Genomic DNA, 18,977 nt, shown 5'->3' on the forward strand with positions numbered 1-18,977 from the left:
ATAAATATGGGCGTTAGAAGGTTGAAATGGACATTTTGTGGATAACTAAACCAATGTTAAGGCGGTGTTATGTAGGCTTCCACCTATTTTCGTAACATGTCCCTCACAATCTATCGATCTTCAGCAGGATCTGGCAAAACATACACCCTTGCCAAAGAATACTTGAGGCTTGCATTGCGATCGAGAGATTACTATCAAAAGATCTTAGCTGTGACGTTTACCAACCGAGCAGCTGAAGAAATGAAGGAGCGGGTGCTTGAGTTTCTGATAGATATTGCAAAAGGGAATCACGAACTCATACCAGTATTTGAAAAAGACTTAGATAAATCTCGAGATCAGATTATTAAAGCTGCCAATGATGCTTTGACTCATTTATTGCATCACTACGGCTACTTTAATATTACCACCATTGATACCTTCTTTCATAGAGTAATCAGATCCTTTTCTCGCGAGATTGGACTTCAAGGAAGCTTCGGTATAGAATTAGATCAGGATAAGGTTGCTGAGTACATCACTTCCAATGTATACGAGGGAGTTGAGGAAAATAGGCAACTGCGCGACTGGTTGGTTGAATTCTCCATGGAAGGACTATCAAGTGGCGAAGGATACGAGACCAAGGGACAAGTAAGCAAACTGGCACGCCAGCTATTCCAAGAAGAATTTAAAAAATTACCTCAAGGTCAGTTTGTGGATGATCAAGTAAAGGATAAGATCAAGGAGCTGAAGAATGAGCTGATAAAGAAGAAGAAAGTATTCGAAGAGTTTCTAGCGAAAATAGCAGAGCAGTTCGATGAGGCCATGCAGAAGTCTTCACTGTCAGTTGACGATCTTAATTATAAAGCTTCAGGACCAGGTGGATTTTTCATTAAACTAAAGAAAAAAGAGTTTGAAAGTCTTTTGACCAAACGGGTAGAGGCGGCCAGACTAGATCCAGCTGCCTGGACGTCCAAGTCAAGTGATTTGAGGGATTTGATTATACAGGTTGCTGAAAATGAATTAATCCCGTTAGTAAATCAGGCTTTAGATTATATCGAGCAAAATAAACGCGATTACTATACTGCAAATGCTGTCTTGAAACACCTGTATACGTTGGGGTTGATGACAGATCTGTCTCAAAGACTTCAAGATTATAAAAGAGAAGAAGAGGTAATCATGATCTCGGATTTGCCAGACTTTCTTTCTCAAATTATCGATGATACAGGATCACCTTTCATATATGAAAAGGTTGGAACGTGGTATTCTCACTTCTTGATAGACGAATTTCAAGATACTTCCCAGTTTCAGTGGAACAACTTTAGGCCACTACTTGAGGAAAGCTTAGCCAATGGTCATGCGAATATCATAGTTGGTGATGCCAAACAATCCATTTATGGATGGAGAGGTGGAGATCCTACGCTCTTACTTAATAAAGTAGAGGAAGATGTTCCCCAAACGGAAGTTGATCCGACAAAAAGTACCAACTACAGAAGTGCTAAAAATGTAGTGGAGTTTAATAACCTGCTATTTACAAAGCTTCCTGAAATTATGGTATCAGAAATGGGGGAAGCTATATCTGATGAAGAAGGTCAGATGATTCGAAAGACTTACGATGGAGTTGCTCAAGAAATTGCTGCTAAAAATGAAAACGTAGAAGGCCTTGTGCAACTCGAGTTTCTAGAGTCTGAAAAGAATGAGTGGAAGCTACGCTCCATGGAACAAACAGTTGAGAAAATGGAGGCATTGCTAAAGGAAGGACATCTTCTCAACGATATGGCAATCTTGGTAAGAACCAATAAAGAAGCCACAGATATTGTCAACTATGTTCTGGATTATCGAAGGGCGAATAAGACAGAGATTGAAGTTATTTCTGCAGAAGGGATGTTATTAGAGAATTCGGGTGTTGTTCAATTAATGTTGTCTGCGTTTAATCACCTCATTAATCCTAATGACATCAGCATCAAAGCGGACCTTACCTATCGCTATCAGAAGGCCATTAAAAATCGCGGATTTAATGATCATAAAGATTTTTCAAATCTGGCAAATTCAGGATTACCGGGGAGTTTCACAAAATTCAAACAACACTTGCTCCACTTACCAATTTTAGAATTGGTCGAAGTGCTAATAAGAACATTTGAGCTCAATACACTCCAGTCAGAGTTTGTTTATCTGCAGGCATTTCAGGATGCAGTTCTGGAATTCACAAAGAATAACCGATCAGATTTGAGACTATTTATGGAGTGGTGGGAAGACAATGGTCGCAAAAGGTCGGTGCAACTGACGGGTGCTTTGGACGCTGTAGAGGTAATAACTTCTCATAAATCTAAAGGATTACAATATCCAATAGTATTTGTGCCGTTTTGCAATTTCGATATGAACAGTAGGTCAAAGCCGGTATGGTATGAGTCCCCATATCAGGAGGGAGAAAATTTACCTGTCGACTACAAGTCCGAACTTGAAAATACGCAATTTGTTGAAAGCTATCAGAAAGAGTTTGCCAAATGGCATCTTGAGAGTTTGAATGTGCTTTATGTAGCATTTACAAGAGCAGAGTCAGCACTTTTTGTTCATTGTGAACCGCCGCCTTCCAAGAAGGATAAGATGTATAGTAATGCAAGTAAGCTACTTTGGAGTTTCTTCGAAGAAAACGAGTTGACAGGATGGGACGGAGGAACAAATACTTTTAATAAAGGCGATGTACCAATCAAGCATAGAGTGTCCGAGGATGCGATGGTTCATCTAAAAAATTATGCATCAAATAAATGGAGTGCTAAGCTAAAAGTTAGGAAAACCGGCAAAGCATATTATGATGATGAAGTAGAAAAAAGTAGAAATGAAGGGATTCTGCTGCATCAAATATTATCTGAGATCATTCATTTTGAAGATACAAAGCGCGTATTAGATAAGTATGAACTTGGTATGCAGATCACGAATGAAGATCGTCTCAGATATGAAAATATGATCAATACGCTTTGGAAGGATGATCAAGTGAAATCATGGTTTAGTGGGAAAGGAGAGGTAAAGACTGAAGTAGTGGTGTTGCCTAAAGATGGTGAAGTAAAAAGAATGGATCGAGTGGTCATCGATGGTGATAGCGCAACTGTAGTAGATTTTAAAAGTGGAGTGCCTAAATCACAGGATAATAAACAGGTGCAGGAGTACACAGCGCTCCTAAACGAAATGGGATATCATACAAAGGGGTTTTTGCTGTATTTAAACAATGGGGAGGTTAAAGAGGTATGAGTGTATTCCTTTCTGAAGTAGCAAGCCATTTACTAACGAATCACCGCAACAACTTAGGTGATTGTATTGTAGTCTTCCCTAACCGAAGAGCTGGACTATTTCTCAAAAAATACTTGTCTCAGAAGGTTGACAAACCTGTTTGGTCACCAAGAACTTTAAGTCTCGAAGATTTTCTCTTCTCATATTCAAATACAAAGAAGACTGATCCGCTAACCTTGATTTTTGAATTGTTTGAATCCTTCAAGACACATCAAAGTCAATCAGAAGGGTTTGAATCTTTTTACTTCTGGGGCGAAATGCTACTGAGAGATTTTGAAGAGGTAGATCACTACCTGGTTAATCCCAAGCAGCTTTTCACATATGTTAAAGATGATAGACAACTAGCAGAGGATTTCTACTTTTTGGATGAGGAGCAAGAGGCAATAATTAAGAAATTCTGGCAGGAGTTTCTCCCAGCAGCAACCAAAACGCAGGAACAATTTGTAGAAACCTGGAGAATACTAATGCCTGTTTATGAAACGTTTAAGCAGCGGATTAAAGAGCAGAGGATAGGATACACTTCTCATGTGTATCGTGAGTTAGTTGAAAATATTGAAAGCATTAGACACAATGCAAATAAGCCCATTGTATTTGCTGGTTTCAATGCGCTTACCCCTGCAGAGGAGGTGCTAATGAAGCACTTCGTTTCGAATTACAACGCGGAGATACTTTGGGATATCGATGCATATTATATTAATGATTCTAATCAGGAAGCCGGAGATTTTCTAAGGAAGTATTCAAAGGATCCAATACTAGGTAATAGCTTTCCGAACCCGCTTCCCGAAAAGGTTAAAAGCCCGAAAGAGGTAGATGTTACTGGTGTTTCTTTAGAAGTAGGTCAAGCAAAATTGATAGGGGAGGAGGTAGATAGACTTCTGGATAATGGGGCGACAAAAGAAGAAATTGTAATCGTCCTGCCGCAGGATTACATGCTATTCCCAATTCTCAATGCGATTCCTGAAAAGGTTGATAAGCTAAATGTAACAATGGGATATCCGCTAAAGGATACACCGCTTTATGGATTGCTTGAAGCCGCAATTGAGCTACAAGAGCATGCAAGCCTATCACCTGAGAATGGATTGTCATTTTATCACAAGCCAACCATTGATATTTTAAGCCATCCGTACTTATATAAAGAGGATAAGAACCCTCTGGATAAGCTCATCAGCGAGATAAAGAAGAAAAATCAAATCCGGGTTTTTCAAAAAGAAATTCTAAATATCCAGTCCACTGTTCTAAATACTATTTTCAGACAAGTAGGAGAACACGAAAGCCTGACCGAATATTTAAAATCTATCATTCTCATTCTTGGAGAACAAGTAGTCGAGCGATTTGGGCTAGAAAGGGAGTACCTCTATCATTTTCAACAATTGTTATCTCGCTTAAGTGAAATCCTGGATAAGCAGTCTGCTGTTATTGATATTAAGACGTACAAGAGCCTATTTAGAAAAACTACACGATCAGTCAAGATTCCATTTACGGGGGAACCGGTTGAGGGATTACAGGTAATGGGAGTTTTAGAAACGCGTAATCTGGACTTCAAGCATGTCTTGATGTTGAATATGAATGAAGATATATTTCCGGCATCGCAACGCGCTGGTTCTTTCATTCCTTATCGGATACGCAAAGCATTTGAATTACCAACTTTTGAGACGCAAGACGCAATCTATGCTTACTTATTCTATCGACTGTTTCATAACGCCGAGAAGCTATACTTCTATTTCAACATGTTCGCCGATTTTGGACTAAGTGGGGAGGTGAGTAGATTCATTCGCCAAGTGGAGTTGGAAAGTGGATTGGATGTTAATCGTAAAAAGCTGAGCAATTCGGTTCAAGTAAATGAAATACGACCAATAAGTATCGAGACGACAGATGAAGTATTAAATAAGTTGGCGATTTATACTGACGATGTTCCGGATCTTGATCAACGCCGCTTGTCTGCCTCCGCATTGAATATTTACCTTGATTGTAAGCTGAAATTCTATTTCAGATATGTACTACGATTGTTTTCAGGTGATGAAATGAGCGATGACCTCAATGCCCGACATTTTGGAAATGCACTTCATAGAACACTAGAATACCTCTACCTCGACACAATGAGGGAGAAAGGGGGAAGAGTTATTGATGAAAGCGACTTCTTTCGAATGGAAAGCTCTATTGATGGTGCGATGGAGAAAGCATTCAAAGAAGAATTTGGGATGAAGACAAAGAAACGTTTTGAGTTTAAAGATCGAAACGTGGTAATGGCGGAGATTATCAGAAAGTTTGTGAAGCAGGTAATCGAAATGGATAAAAAGTATGTACCCTTCGAAGTAGTGAGTCTGGAAGCTGAAGATAAGTATGAGCGCTTTTTTGAAATTTCACCAAATGATAAGAAAGTACGCGTTAAGCTTGGAGCTGATATTGATAGAGTTGATAAAAAGGATGGTACTGTAAGAGTGCTTGATTATAAGACCGGTCGAGATGAAACAGAGATTGGTCAATTTGAAAACATCTTCAATCCAGAGGTATTCTACAAATTCCAAGCTGGTAGGAAAGCTGGATATCAGACATTCTTCTATGCTTGGTTATATGCTTCCAAATATGGTCAGGATAGTCCAATTGTTCCGGGGCTTATAAACATCAAGCAGTTTTTCAAATCTGACTTTGACTTTCGATTAAAAACCAAAGGCAATCCTATTGCTGATGCTAGAGGCTTTCTTCCAGCATTTGAAGAACGTATGAAAGCATTATTAGAAGAAATTTACAGCAAAGAGGTCCCTTTTTCTCAAACGGAGGATCTTAGAAAGTGCAGTTTCTGTGATTTCAAAGGCATTTGCGAGCGATAGCCTCACGCTTTTACATCTTTAACATTTTTTAAGAATTGCTGGCACCCTTATTGACCTTAATCTATCGTTTTAAAAATGATTTTGATATTGTCTAAAAGCCAAATGATTTAGGTTGGTGATTAGGTAGCTTAGGTAGAGTGGTTAGCCCCATCTTTTTGATGGGGCTTTTTTATTTCTCTAAATCAATTAACGAAATAAAAATTCGTATTATGGATTTATTATTAAATAAAGGGGGGTATTTATTTGGTAATAATCGAATTATTAAGAATTTGTAAATAATCAAACCCTCACTGCAACTTTTCGTATGCCATGTTGATCTTTGTATTGTAATCACACTTTAAAACTTCTCCACCGCCATGGAATTATCTAAATCGTCTTCGATGAAAATCCGAATAGGGATGCTAATCCTAGTAGGAATGTTTGTTTTTCGCGCATACGCGGAGATACTATTATAAGATATTGTTCCAAGCAGTGCTTGGATATAAGAGCCTCTTCATACTTACGACTAAATCCTCACTATTAAGTGAGGGTTTTTTATTTATTGATATTGAGAACTGATCTTATCAAAATTCTCTATCTTGGAATTGTACCATCAGCTATGAAATATGGATTTGAAACTTAGAGGTTGGCTTCTCAAAGATTATAATATTCCAAAATCGGAAGGCACTCAACTTATTACTATTACTATTCTAACCGTTTTGATAGGATGCCTAGCAATAGGGGAATATTTAGTAGACCTTCGAGCCACTTCTCTTAGTTTGATATTGCCACTTTTTGGTGCGAATTTCATTTTACTAGTGTGGGCAAAGTATTATGGTAATTCCAAGCTAATTGGCCATGCCCAATTACTGATACTGTACATCATGTTTCAGGTAAGCATTTATATGCTTCCTAATACCTTTCATGTTTTTGTCTATTGGATGCCAGCGATCCCGCTATTGGCATTTATATTCGGAAACCTTCGTTCTTCATATATATGGTTGTTGGTTACATTGACCACCATTTGGATGGATGTTATTTATGGAAATTCGGTTAATGGAGGAGCATATATAGCTGAGATACCATATTTACCTTATGCCTTTGCGGGTACAATATTCAATATTACTGTTGTTTTTTGTTTTGCCTCATTGTACTCCCTTTTAGGAAGAGCCTACAGTAAACTAAGATCTAAAAATCGTGAGGTTGTCGAGTTGATTAGTCAATTGAAGGAAATGAATGGCTCGCTAGAAGGAATTGTCGAGCAACGAACTAAGGATATAGAAGAAAGAAATGAAAAACTTGAAAAGTTTGCATTCATGAATTCACATTTAGTGAGGGCCCCATTGGCTAATATTTTAGGTGCGGTAAATCACCTTACAGATGAAAGAGACGCTAATAAAACCAAGGAGTTAATGGATATATTGAAAGTATCTGCAGTAAATCTTGATGACGTAATCAAAGAAGTAGGAAAGTCACTTTCTCAAAAACATTAGATGCGTTTCACTTTGATAAGACCTTAAAAAAATGTAAATTAATTGTGGGTTTAGTTTCAATGCTAAGTCCATAAGGAGGTTAGATTGGACCTGATAGCTATACGCTGTTTAGGCCACACCAACCCAAAGGCGAGAAACCCTCGCCTTTGGATTTTAATAGACTGCCATTCAACATTATTTTTTTACCGATCTCCATTCCATTGTAACTATTAGGGGGTACTTAGGTACTTATTTATAGAAGATGCAACTTTTTTTGAGTAGCTGCATCTATAATACAAACACCTGATAAAAAACGGATATGGAAATCTCAGAATCATTATCGACTAAACTAAGAATTGCAATGTTGCTCTTTTTTGGCATTTTTATGCTAAGGGCCTTTGCGCAGAACACTGTCTCTGCTTCAGATATTATGGAAGACATAAGAGAAGGTAAGAGCATCTCGTACGAGAATAAGACCATCGTCGGGGATCTGGATTTTACTTATATGGAAGATAAAATGCCAGATCTACCTAAAAAATCAAAATGGTGGAACAATGGAGGTAATACTGTTGAAGAATCTATCGATGTAAGTATCTCATTTGTCAACTGCACATTCCAGGATGATGTACTTGCTTACATTCATGATGATCCATCTGGGTACACCTTTACTGCAGATTTTGACAGGGATGTCATATTTAAAAATTGTGAATTTAAGCGGAATGCGATGTTTAAATACTCAGATTTTGACGGAGATGTAGATTTTTCAGGAGCAAAATTCCAAAGGAAGACAACATTTAAGTATGCAGAATTTGACGAGCCTGCAGATTTTTCAAATACCTATTTTGATGATGATGCAACATTCAAGTATGCGCAATTTGATGAAGGTGCAAGCTTTAAAGATGCTGTGTTTGAAGAATCATGGAACATCAAATACATGAAGGCTCGAGGGGATTTCGATATCGCAGGTCTTAATGTCAGAGATGATATCGATGCTAAGTACACAAAAATTAATGGAAGAAGCTTTACAAACTATCTTATAGAGACCAGAAATTAATCTCTCTTCATATATATACACGAATACCAACTCGTGACTCTACTAAGCCTCATTCAGAAAGTTGATTGAGGCTTTTTAACTTCGCTCATTTCGCTTCCAAATGATGCCCTCTGTAGTTGTTTCACTTCCTACAATTTTCGCTTCTTTCAATGAATAGAGGACGCCGTCTAGCATTTTATTGCTAACCCAGCCATTGATAGACCATTCGGTAGCATGATACCAGCGTGCAGCATCTTTTTTATTTAAGCCAAATTTTTCAATAACCAATTCAACAGCATTATCAAGCTCCATGAAATACTGACTGGCCTTGTAGATAATCTTTAATAAGCGACTTACAACTTCTGGCTTAGAATCAATTATCTGATTAGTAGCAGCAATCATGAAGCAAGGCCATGGCGATATAAATTCATCCACTTTCTTGAGTTTTCCCTTTTCTAAATAAGGTTTAGTAGTATATTTTTCCCAATAAAAGATATCAGCCAAATTATCATTTAGCGCACGGATGCCTCCATTGATGTCTTTTACTTCTACAAACTGATTTTCATTTATAGTCTGATCTTTCATCATAGCATTTACTATTGGCATAAGATGCGATCCTGACCCAAATCGACTAATTGCAATTCGTTTATCAAATATTGAAGTGTGGCTTTCTGCGCGATTAATACTAGTGTGTATACCCCATGTCAATGAAGTTTTTACATACCCACTCACGATTTTTGACGGATTGCCTTTTAGTATATCCGTAACAATTCCCTCCGTTAGCAAAATACACATGTCGGCTACTCCATTTCTAAGTGCCTCTTTCATGTCTCCCGATCCGCCAGGAAAGTCCATCCATTCAACTTGAATAGCTTCTTGTTCAAACCATCCTTTTTTAATAGCAAGATGTATAGGGAGATTGAAGTGTTCGGGAACACCACCGATGCGAATTTTGTCCATTAAAAACCTTGAATTTTATCGGAGGTGAATTTAAGGCATTAAATTGCCCCAGCATTAAAGAATAATTAGAAACGTCTCAAAAATTACCTATGAAAGCCTATAGACTTAGAAAGACAGGAAAGGCCAAAGTGCTGAAGATGGAAGAAATTCAAGAGCCTTCACCTAGCCAAGGTCAAGTAAAAGTTAAAATAGCCACTATTGGAATCAACTATGCGGAAATTCTTTCTAGAAAAGGACAGTATAGTTGGGCACCAAAAAAGCCGTATGTAATGGGTATGGAATGCTACGGTGAAGTTGTTGAGGTAGGCGCAGGCGTAAAAGCACTTAAAGTAGGAGATAAGGTGATAGTTGGGCAGCAATACGGATCGTATGCTGAGTACGTGTGTGCGCCGGAGCATCTTTGTTTTCCTGCGTTCGAATCATTCACACCGGAGGAAAACGCGGCATACCTGGTCAATTTTATGACAGCATGGGTAGCATTAAAAAAGCTTTGTAGGGTAGAGGCAGGTGAACGTGTGCTTATTCAAGCTGCAGCAGGTGGGGTTGGTACTGCAGCTGTACAAGTAGGTCATTCTCTTGGATGTAAAGTCTACGGAACAGCAAGTAAAGATGAGAAGCTCGAACTGATTAAAAAGCTTGGTGGAATACCTGTAAACTATAGAACCCAAGATTTTTATTCAGTAATTATGAATGATGGAGGAAAAGTTAATTGTGTATTAGAAACAGTAGGCGGCGAAGTGTTTAAGAAGAGTATGAAATTACTGGACTCCTTCGGTCGATTGGTGGTGATTGGATTTGCTAGTATGAATCTGAAAATCTGGAATCCTATTTCTTGGGTTAAGACATATTTGGATGCTCCGAAAGTCAATATGATGAAAATGGCAACGGAGAGTAAAGGTATTTTTGCATCACATATTGGCTATTTGACAGAGAACGAAGGATTGACTTCAGATATCTGGGATGAGCTATACAAATTCACAAAGGATAATAATTTGAAGCCGATTGTAGGTAAAGTCTTTGATTTTTCAGACTTACCTGATGCACATACCTACATGGAATCTCGTGATTCAGTCGGTAAAATAGTTATTAAGCTGTGATTTAGTATACAATTTATTTTTATCTCCAATACCGCTTTGGTATTATCATTTGATAAAAAAAATTCTAAAATCTTTTGTTTACGAGCTAAAAGCTTATAAATTCGAGTATAGATAGTGAGTATCTATTTTCCATAGCTGGTTCTTAATGATGAAGGGTTACCAACAAGTAACCCTTCTTTTTTTGTCTTCCAAACTTTTTATTAAATTTATCACATGATAAATGATCGTATTTATAAGCTTATTAGGGTTTTAGATATGAACCCAACGTCTTTCTCGGACAGTTTAGAGGTAAGTGTAACGGTTATTTTTAATATCATAAAAGGGCGTCGAAGCAAGCCTAGCTTTGATCTCATACTTAATATTCTTAATACTTATGACAAGCTAAACGCTGAGTGGTTGATCAAAGGTGAGGGCTCAATGTGGAATGACGATATTGTTACTTCTGCAGAAATTGCACCTTCCCACGTTAATCTTCAAGCACGAATAAAAGAGTTGTTTGTTAAGATGAGAGTTGAACGTCCTGATTCACATGAAGTAGTTGAATTAGAAGAGCTAATAAACTACATGATGGAAGAAACAGCTGAGCAAAAGAACAAGTTGATCCTACTGCACGAACGTCAGGAGGGAATGTTGAATGTTCTTAAAGAAAAGCTTAAGCTGAAAGTTTAATCTACAACTTTCAAATTGATTAAGTCCTGAATGATGCTCTTTCTGAGCTGTACTTTCTGGTACCAGTTATAACCTACTGTTAATAGTAGAAGGAATAAGAGCGATCCCGATATCATTTTAGAATAGAACAAAATATTTGAGATTCTTTCTTGTTTTGCTACTTCATCAAAATAGCGCTTGGTGATGAGATCCATGTTGTACTGGCGATCTATTGCTTGCAAATCTTGTTGTGATTCTAGAAAGTCATCTACAGCTTTAGAGTATAGGTTGCTATAATCTCTAGCTTTTTCGGGATTGTCAGTCTCGTACTTCAATTGCGAAATCGATCTATATAGCTCAAAAGACAAAGATTCATCTTTAACTGCATCAATCAGTTTTTCAGCTGAATTATATGCGATTTCGGTAGCTGATAGATCACCCATACTAAACAAATACTCACCTAATGTCTTGTAAGAAATGAAAAGACTTCTTTCGTCAACATCTGAGATTTTTTCTTTGATACTTATTGATCGACTTATTAAGTCAATAGCTTTTTCTGGATTGTTTGAGTCATATTCCATCCTGCCAAGGTTGTGGAGAGCTTTAGCTGAATAGATGAGATACTTGTCTTCGACATTTTGAAGTTGTAAAAAGTATGCTTTTGCATTCTCGAAATCTCCCGTGTTTTTAAAGATCAAACCAAGTTCATTGATTACTCTATATCTTCTTTTGGTAGAAGAAACATCGAGTAACTCTTTAAATAAAGCAATTGCCTCTTCGTTGTAATCAGCTTGTTTATATGTAAGTGCTAAATTGAACTTTAAACTATTGATTTTCTTTCTATCATCTAGCCAGTCAGCAATTTCAATGCCTTCTTTGTAATATTTAATTGCTAGATCGTTGGCTTTAAATTTCCGATAAAGATTAGCTAGGTTTTGTCTGATGTCGATTGCATCTTTTTGTACATTATCGTAGTCTGCTTCATCTACATAGCGAATTGCTTCTAAGTAATGTAGTACTGACTTGCCAATGTTACCTTCTCTGCTTTGATAATAGCCCAATAAATAATTGAGCTTTACCAAGCCATAATACTCATCCTGTGAGTCATATTTTTTGAGAAGCTCATATGAAAGAGTGTAGGCAGAATCAAGATTGTTCTTTGTGAGCGAATAGACTTGATCTAGCTCAACTTGTGTTGTTGATGAGCTGGCCAAATAAGATGTAGTAATAAATAAGATAAGCAGTATATGCCTCACCATTCCTAATAACTGTTCGCTCCAACAATAATAAAAAAAAACGCTGAGTTTTTTCAGCGTTTTTAGGATTCTTTCGGTGAAACCGAGGCTTAGGTGATATTAACCTTAGTTTCCGCCCGTTGGGATATTATCTCCGTCTCCACTATCATCATCATCGTCTCCTTCGCCATTGTCTGCCATAGCGTTTAGTTCAGTATCCTGTAATAGTTCTTCCATAGCTGCGTCTTCTTGACATGCGGTGAGTGATATTGCTCCCAATACCACAAGTACTGTAAATAGTTTTCTTTTCATAACTCAATAAGGTATTTAATGATGCTTCAAATATAGTGAAAATAAATTTATATTACACATAACTAAAGTGTTTTTTTATTTTTTTATGTTTGTAACAATAAACACTTGATTACAAGACAGTTATGTGTAAAATAAAATTTTATTGAATGGAAAATTATTACGATAAAATGCACTCATTTATCTTCGTAAAAAACAACTAAAAATTATGCGCTATTTATTACTCATTTTGGTCGCTTTCGCATGCACCGTACCTGCTGAAAAATTTGGATCTCATGGTGATGAAATCACCCCAAAAAGTGCGATATCAATAGATGAATTTCTTGCTCAAGTGAGCGAAGAAGAGAATTCGTTTAAAGTAAGAGGGACAATTGAAGAGGTATGCCAAATGAAAGGCTGCTGGATGACATTAAGAAATGATCAAGGTGCCAACGTACGTGTCACTTTCAAAGATTACGGATTTTTTGTACCAAAAGACATAAGTGGTAGCGAGGTAATTATTGAAGGTATTGCCAGCGAAGAGGTTCTTGATGAGGATGTTGCTAGGCATTATGCGGAAGATGGTGGCAAGGAATATGATGAGTCTATGCGAAATACCATCACATTCGTTGCCAAAGGAGTACTTGTAAAAGAAAGCTAATTTTAGCTATATAAGCTTCGATTTTTTTGTTTAACAAACAATTGACGGAAGGTCGTGCCGGTGAGAGAAGCAAATCCGCCGGCAAGCCCACCAATTAAACCTGTAGCAAAAACGAGGAGAATTGGGTCGCCTACCTGCATGATTTCAGCAACGGTATTACTGAAAGTAGATGAATTTTGAACATCTATATTCCATGCATGGCCCATCCAAACAAGACCTACACCTAAAAATCCAGCTACAAAAGCATTCAAGCCGGATGATGGTGAAGCATAACATACTCCAAATGCAATTACCATTGCTGCCCACCATGTGGTATATGGAGACACAAAATACGTAAGCGCTCCAATTACTATAAGTCTTATAATCAGTTTCATTTACTTTTCTTTAATGTAATACTGTGCTTAATGTCTTCGTCAGTTGCACTTATTGATGGTCTAAAAAGCATTTTGTAATATTCGCCTGTAGCCCAATCATCAATCATATGTCCGTATTTAGGGTTGCCCGGATTTCCTGATTGACTTCCGGGATAAACACCCCATGCATTAACTTCTCCATCTCCAAGTTCTACTATCATTCGCCAGGAAGGCCCATGAGAACTGGAAGCGGCATTTACTATCGATCTGTATCCGCCAATTTTCACGGTACTTTTACTAAATGGGTTTATTCGTAGTAAATGGCGGATGGTTGTGTTTTTGTACTCAAACCACATCAATGAGTTACCTTCTTTAGAGAGATACTCTTCTAAAGCATTGATAGTCTCTTTAAAAGTCAGCCTAAATAGATCACCAGCTGATTCAATCACATCAGTGGATTGGTTATCTATCATAAAGAAATCTGGACTTGTCTTTAAAATGAACACAGTATTGTACCAGTTTGGTCGATAAACCCTTACATCGCTGCTATCAATTTCGTCCCAGAGTTTTGCATTTAATCTTCTCCACCAGGATTCGTAGATTGACGGTGCATCAATATCTGGCTTGGCAAAATAATCCCAGCCTTTGAGTTTATTATAGTACTTCCACTCTAGATCTGTAAATGACGCTGAGTCCAAACTATCCAACATCATTGGTAGAGCTTCCGAGGCATTATAATTAAAGTTGTCGTGTTGAAGATCCATCATATCCTGGACTTCTATATTGTCAAGTACTCTAAGTCTATCATTTATCCTTCTACCACGATAGTGCTCATAGTTGTAGTCATATTGGTAATAAGGATATAAGCTATCTGCTGCATGCTGATTAGCTGAACTGACGAAATTCTGGGGTGGATTTTTAACGTGAAGGTTGTGAGAGGAAGGCATGTATGTTTTCCAATCATGATCGATATTACTACCATCCATTAAAAATTTGCCTTGTTCTTCCCACTTAACAGGGAATTTACCATTGATCCATAAAGCAATATCTCCGTTAGTAGAAGCAAAAGAATAGTTCTGTGGTGGTCCACTGAAGTAGGTAAAGGCTTCGACAAATTCGTCATAGTTTTTTGCTTTGTTACCCAGATATAGCGCCTTTATTTCTTTACTGCCTTCATGTGCCGTCCACTTCATTGCCAGATTAGTAATCTCGCTCCTGCTACTATTGAAATTTCTGTCGTAGACCACGGGTCCGTGGTGTGTGTAAATAATGGTGTCATAATAGCTAAAAGAACCTCGGGCTTTTATTTCTTCAACCACTTTCTTAGTTGGTACCCAATTGCCATTGTATAGATATTCTTCTCTGCTTTCATCTTTGAATTGAATGTAGTACCAATCAACTAAGTCTCTTTTTGCGTTGGTATTTCCCCAAGCGATTGAGTCATTATATCCAATGATGACACCAGGTCCTCCAGGAAGTGTGGCACCCATTACATTAATACCTGGTGCATTCAATTGCATTACATACCAAATGCTTGGAAGGTTTAAACTTAAATCTGGCTCGTTAGCTAATATGACTTTTCCATTTGCTGTCTTATTGCCATTTACAACAAAGCTGTTACTTCCATTGTCTGGGTTAGGTGCATCTATAATTGGATCTGTGAATTCCAAAGGAAAATCTACTTCTGGCATTTCAACAATTATCGGCTCAAAGTCATAAGATGTGCCGCTTGGGATAACAGGATCAACTTTGTCCGGTCTTTCTGGATATAGTATTTCGAAAGTTTCGCGTCCCCATTTTTTTAGCGCATTGGTATGTTCAAGATCTTTCTCTCCTCTAGAAAGCATGTTGTTCATATTTGAGATAAGTAGAAAGCACTTGAGTGTAGTCCATGGCTCAGGTTTGTAATCGAGAAGCTTATACTCGATTGGTAAATCAGCATATGAAAGACTTTCTATGTAAGCATTAACACCGTTGGTGTAGGCTTCAATCATAGCGTAGATTTCTGGTTCTTCTTTTTTGAATAGCTCTTCCGACTTTTGAGCACCATGTTTTAATCCAATTCTTCTCATTTGCCGGTCTATATCAACAATACTTGTATTGCCAACTTGAGGGCCTAGTAGTTCTGCTAGTCTACCCGCTGCGGAGTATAGTTGAAATTCCATTTGCCAAAGGCGATGGTATGCAGTGATATATCCCTGAGTAAAAAAAAGGTCGGTTTCGTTGCTTGCAAATACGTGTGGAATCAAAAGATCATCAAAATGAACATTTACACTATCAATTAAATCATTTTCAATTGATGATGAAGTGATATCAATAGCTTCATTTTCAGCATTTTGCCAGAATCCATGAAAGGGACTTAAGAACTTTCCCAAAGGAGGGATAGCCCCAATTTTTGTGTTTAATGCAATACCAAGTGCTAAGGTTATAGAAAGCGAGAGGACAAAACGAAAAGTTTTCATATTTCGAAGATAGCCATTGCAGGCAATTTCAATGCTGATTGATTTATGAACTAATTTCAGGTTGAAAAATATCAAATAAATAGGGTAATGCCTATTTTTAGCTCGATGGTAAGAGGTAAAATTTATGTTGGGGCGATAAAGCCATTTTTTGATATTCTCTTGGCGGTATTTCTCACCCTTTTGTTAGTGCCTTTGGTTCTGTTTTTATTCCTTATCGTTTTTATTGATTTAAGGAGATCTCCGCTATTTACTCAAATAAGGGTAGGAAAAGATGAGAAGCTATTCACGCTCTACAAGTTAAGATCAATGGGAATGGATGGCGATGAGAAAACCGTAAGTACTATTGGTAAGTTACTTCGGGCTACATCGTTGGATGAAGTTCCGCAAATAATTAATGTATTGAAAGGAGATATGTCTTTTATCGGGCCGAGACCACTACTCCCTGAGTATTTGCCATATTACAATAAAGATGAGGTAAAAAGGCATTACGTTAAGCCAGGGATAACAGGCTGGGCTCAAGTTCAAGGTAGGAATGACATTGATTGGGGGCTGCGTATGTTAAAGGATGTATTCTATGTAGATAACATATCTATAGGACTTGATTTAAAGATATTACTTCTAACTTTTCGGGAACTTTTAAAAGGAGATAAGACTCCCTATAAAAGCGATCCGACAATTAAGTTTTCAGATTACGCTTCAAAAAGGTGAACAAGCAACGCATATATTTATCTCCTCCTAATATATCTGAGGAAGAGAGAGAACTTGTACAAGATGCTTTAGCAAGTGGCTGGATAGCACCAATAGGTCCTTCATTAGAGCAATTCGAAAAGAAGCTGGAAGGGTACTTTGGTGGTAGGTCAGTTTTAGCTGTAAATTCTGGTACTTCAGCACTACATCTAGCTCTAATATTATGCGGAGTAGAAGATGGAGATGGGGTTGTGGTGAGTAGTTTCACGTTTGCTGCATCAGCAAATATTGTATTGTATGAAAGAGCAATTCCGATATTCATTGATAGCGAGGAATTGAGTTGGAACCTGGATCCTGAAATATTAGCCTCATATTTATCAAAAGCCGAAGTACTTCCAAAAGCAATTATTGTAACGCACCTATATGGTATGCCAGCGCAAATTGATCGAATTATTGAGATTGCTGAAGAATACAAGGTGAAGGTTATTGAGGATGCTGCGGAGTCTTTAGGCGCGACACTTAATGGTAAGTATGTCGGAGGTTTTGGTGATTATGGTATAATTTCTTTCAATGGAAATAAAATAATTACTACGAGCGCTGGAGGAGCATTAATCTGCGATGATATTGGATGGGAGAGAGGACGGTATTTAGCAACTCAAGCTAACTCTGGTACATCTAGCTATGAGCATAAAGAGGCAGGTTATAATTATCGCATGAGCAATATATTAGCTGGAATCGGTTTGGCTCAAAGCGCAAAACTTGATCTTTTCATTGAAAAGAAAAGAGCTATCTACAAATTATATAAAGAAGCGCTTGGTACTTATTTTGAATTCTTAGATGAACCTGCAAATTCTTATTCAAATCGATGGCTTACTTCAGTATTAGTAAAGGATAGAAGTCGATCCTTGAGTGATTTGATAAGTTATTTAGATAGTAATAATATCGAGGCCAGAAGACTATGGAAACCTTTGCATCTGCAGGAAGCCTATGCCGATTCAGTTTTCATTGGAAAAGGAAAATGCGAAGAATTATATGAGAGGGGTATTTGTTTTCCCTCTGGAACAGGATTAACTGAAGAGCAACAGCATCACGTAATTAAAACTATTCAGGATTGGTTTCTTCAGTAGGCTGAAGGTTTTTTGATAACGGCCTTGTTCTTTCGGCTAAAAAGATTGGGTGGGATAAAAAGCTCCGCTCTTAAAGTTATTTGCAAAAAGCTGTCATTATTATCTGGATTTCCTCTGCGGGTTCCAGGCTGGATTTGATCATAAAAATCTGGATTTACCACTCCCACTTCTTCTTTGCGATCACTTAGTAACCTGGAAGTAGCATTTGCGAATTCCGTAGCATATGTAGTGGAGACATCGTCGATATGGTCTGTAAATGTGAAGTGATATGAAAATTCGAGATTTACGTTAAGAAATTCGTTTGCCTTGAATTTTGCTCCTATTCCAACGGGTATGGTAGTTACCCAAGTTTTATATTCTATGCCTTCGGTCAATGCTTCTCTTAATGAGTAGGTTTCTCCACCAAGTTCTGCTGTTGGATCGAATTTCATGTAGCCAACCCCAGTGAAAACAAAAGGGTCGAAAGACCATCTTTTGAAATAATCACCTTGATAGGGCCTCAAATAGTAGATGGTATGAAGTTGGAAGTGAAAATTTCTAGAATTGAAAGAAAGGTTCCTTTGACGTTCGAAGGTGCTATCAGCAGCATTTTGATCTGATCCGGAAAGAGTGAAATAGCTGGCATCAATTCTAGCTCCAATTCTATTGAGGAGTCTCGCTTCTATGCCTACATTGATTTGAGATAGGTTGTCGTTGATTGAGTTTTTGCTGTTTAACTCACCAAAGTAGGTGGAGGTACCAGTTCCGACAGAAAAAGAAAAATAGCGATCCTTAAATTGCCATGATAGAAAGTTTTGCGACGTGGCAACTAAACTAGAAAGAAGTAAGAATATCGTGAAGAGTTTTCTCATTTAGGATTCAAAAATATTGCAGAAAAGTTTCCGACCTT

The 18,977-nt window shown here is 37.6% G+C and carries 15 protein-coding genes; 9 read left to right on the forward strand and 6 right to left on the reverse strand.

Annotation, left to right across the window (positions count from 1 at the left end; all coding sequences use genetic code 11):
• Positions 1 to 96: 96 nt before the first annotated feature.
• The 4 genes from ACY650_RS15075 (at position 97) to ACY650_RS15090 (ending at position 8,591) form a co-directional block, all read left to right on the forward strand.
• Positions 97 to 3,219, forward strand: a complete 3,123-nt coding sequence (locus tag ACY650_RS15075) for a UvrD-helicase domain-containing protein (protein ID WP_462248534.1) — start codon at positions 97 to 99, stop codon at positions 3,217 to 3,219.
• Complete coding sequence (locus tag ACY650_RS15080; RefSeq protein WP_462248536.1) at positions 3,216 to 6,086, forward strand: PD-(D/E)XK nuclease family protein; 2,871 nt, start codon at positions 3,216 to 3,218, stop codon at positions 6,084 to 6,086. The genes ACY650_RS15075 and ACY650_RS15080 overlap by 4 nt, the downstream gene beginning before the upstream one ends.
• A gap of 605 nt (positions 6,087 to 6,691) precedes the next feature.
• The gene (locus ACY650_RS15085; RefSeq protein ID WP_462248538.1) at positions 6,692 to 7,558 is read left to right on the forward strand and encodes a hypothetical protein; all 867 of its coding nucleotides are present in this window, start codon (positions 6,692 to 6,694) and stop codon (positions 7,556 to 7,558) included.
• Between the two features lie 298 nt (positions 7,559 to 7,856).
• A complete protein-coding gene (locus ACY650_RS15090; RefSeq protein ID WP_462248540.1) occupies positions 7,857 to 8,591 on the forward strand; it encodes a pentapeptide repeat-containing protein in 735 nt (244 codons plus the stop codon).
• 75 nt (positions 8,592 to 8,666) lie between these two features.
• Here the strand turns inward: ACY650_RS15090 and ACY650_RS15095 are convergent, their stop codons facing one another.
• A complete protein-coding gene (locus ACY650_RS15095; RefSeq protein WP_462248542.1) occupies positions 8,667 to 9,530 on the reverse strand; it encodes an ABC transporter substrate-binding protein in 864 nt (287 codons plus the stop codon).
• Between the two features lie 89 nt (positions 9,531 to 9,619).
• Between ACY650_RS15095 and ACY650_RS15100 the strand changes: the two genes are divergently transcribed.
• Entirely contained in the window at positions 9,620 to 10,627 is a 1,008-nt protein-coding gene (locus ACY650_RS15100) for a quinone oxidoreductase family protein (RefSeq protein ID WP_462248544.1), read from the forward strand.
• Between the two features lie 213 nt (positions 10,628 to 10,840).
• Positions 10,841 to 11,296, forward strand: a complete 456-nt coding sequence (locus ACY650_RS15105) for a hypothetical protein (protein WP_462248546.1) — start codon at positions 10,841 to 10,843, stop codon at positions 11,294 to 11,296.
• Here ACY650_RS15105 and ACY650_RS15110 read toward each other — a convergent pair.
• On the reverse strand, positions 11,293 to 12,534 hold the full coding sequence (locus ACY650_RS15110) for a tetratricopeptide repeat protein (protein WP_462248548.1): 1,242 nt from the start codon (positions 12,532 to 12,534) through the stop codon (positions 11,293 to 11,295). The genes ACY650_RS15105 and ACY650_RS15110 overlap by 4 nt on opposite strands.
• Before the next feature lie 102 nt (positions 12,535 to 12,636).
• Positions 12,637 to 12,822 carry a hypothetical protein gene (locus tag ACY650_RS15115; RefSeq protein WP_462248550.1) on the reverse strand — a complete coding sequence of 62 codons (186 nt, stop codon included), beginning with the start codon at positions 12,820 to 12,822 and terminating at the stop codon, positions 12,637 to 12,639.
• A 205-nt stretch (positions 12,823 to 13,027) separates the two neighbouring features.
• On the opposite strand from ACY650_RS15115, the gene ACY650_RS15120 reads away from it, so the two are divergent.
• Entirely contained in the window at positions 13,028 to 13,459 is a 432-nt protein-coding gene (locus ACY650_RS15120) for a DUF4920 domain-containing protein (protein WP_462248552.1), read from the forward strand.
• 2 nt (positions 13,460 to 13,461) lie between these two features.
• On the opposite strand, the gene ACY650_RS15125 is transcribed toward ACY650_RS15120, so the two are convergent.
• Together ACY650_RS15125 and ACY650_RS15130 are read right to left on the reverse strand one after the other, a co-directional pair.
• Complete coding sequence (locus tag ACY650_RS15125; RefSeq protein WP_462248554.1) at positions 13,462 to 13,833, reverse strand: hypothetical protein; 372 nt, start codon at positions 13,831 to 13,833, stop codon at positions 13,462 to 13,464.
• Entirely contained in the window at positions 13,830 to 16,274 is a 2,445-nt protein-coding gene (locus ACY650_RS15130) for a penicillin acylase family protein (protein WP_462248556.1), read from the reverse strand. The genes ACY650_RS15125 and ACY650_RS15130 overlap by 4 nt, the downstream gene beginning before the upstream one ends.
• An 87-nt stretch (positions 16,275 to 16,361) precedes the next feature.
• Here ACY650_RS15130 and ACY650_RS15135 point away from each other — a divergent pair, with 87 nt between their 5' ends.
• Positions 16,362 to 16,982 (forward strand): sugar transferase, encoded by a 621-nt coding sequence (locus ACY650_RS15135; protein WP_462248558.1) that lies wholly within the window; start codon positions 16,362 to 16,364, stop codon positions 16,980 to 16,982.
• Entirely contained in the window at positions 16,979 to 18,088 is a 1,110-nt protein-coding gene (locus tag ACY650_RS15140; RefSeq protein ID WP_462248560.1) for an aminotransferase class I/II-fold pyridoxal phosphate-dependent enzyme, read from the forward strand. The genes ACY650_RS15135 and ACY650_RS15140 overlap by 4 nt, the downstream gene beginning before the upstream one ends.
• On the opposite strand, the gene ACY650_RS15145 is transcribed toward ACY650_RS15140, so the two are convergent.
• Positions 18,082 to 18,939, reverse strand: coding sequence for a DUF6089 family protein (locus tag ACY650_RS15145; RefSeq protein ID WP_462248561.1), 858 nt, complete (start codon positions 18,937 to 18,939; stop codon positions 18,082 to 18,084). The genes ACY650_RS15140 and ACY650_RS15145 overlap by 7 nt on opposite strands.
• Between the last annotated feature and the right edge of the window lie 38 nt (positions 18,940 to 18,977).

It is taken from the genome of Ekhidna sp., from assembly GCF_963691765.1.
Lineage (GTDB): Bacteria > Bacteroidota > Bacteroidia > Cytophagales > Cyclobacteriaceae > Ekhidna.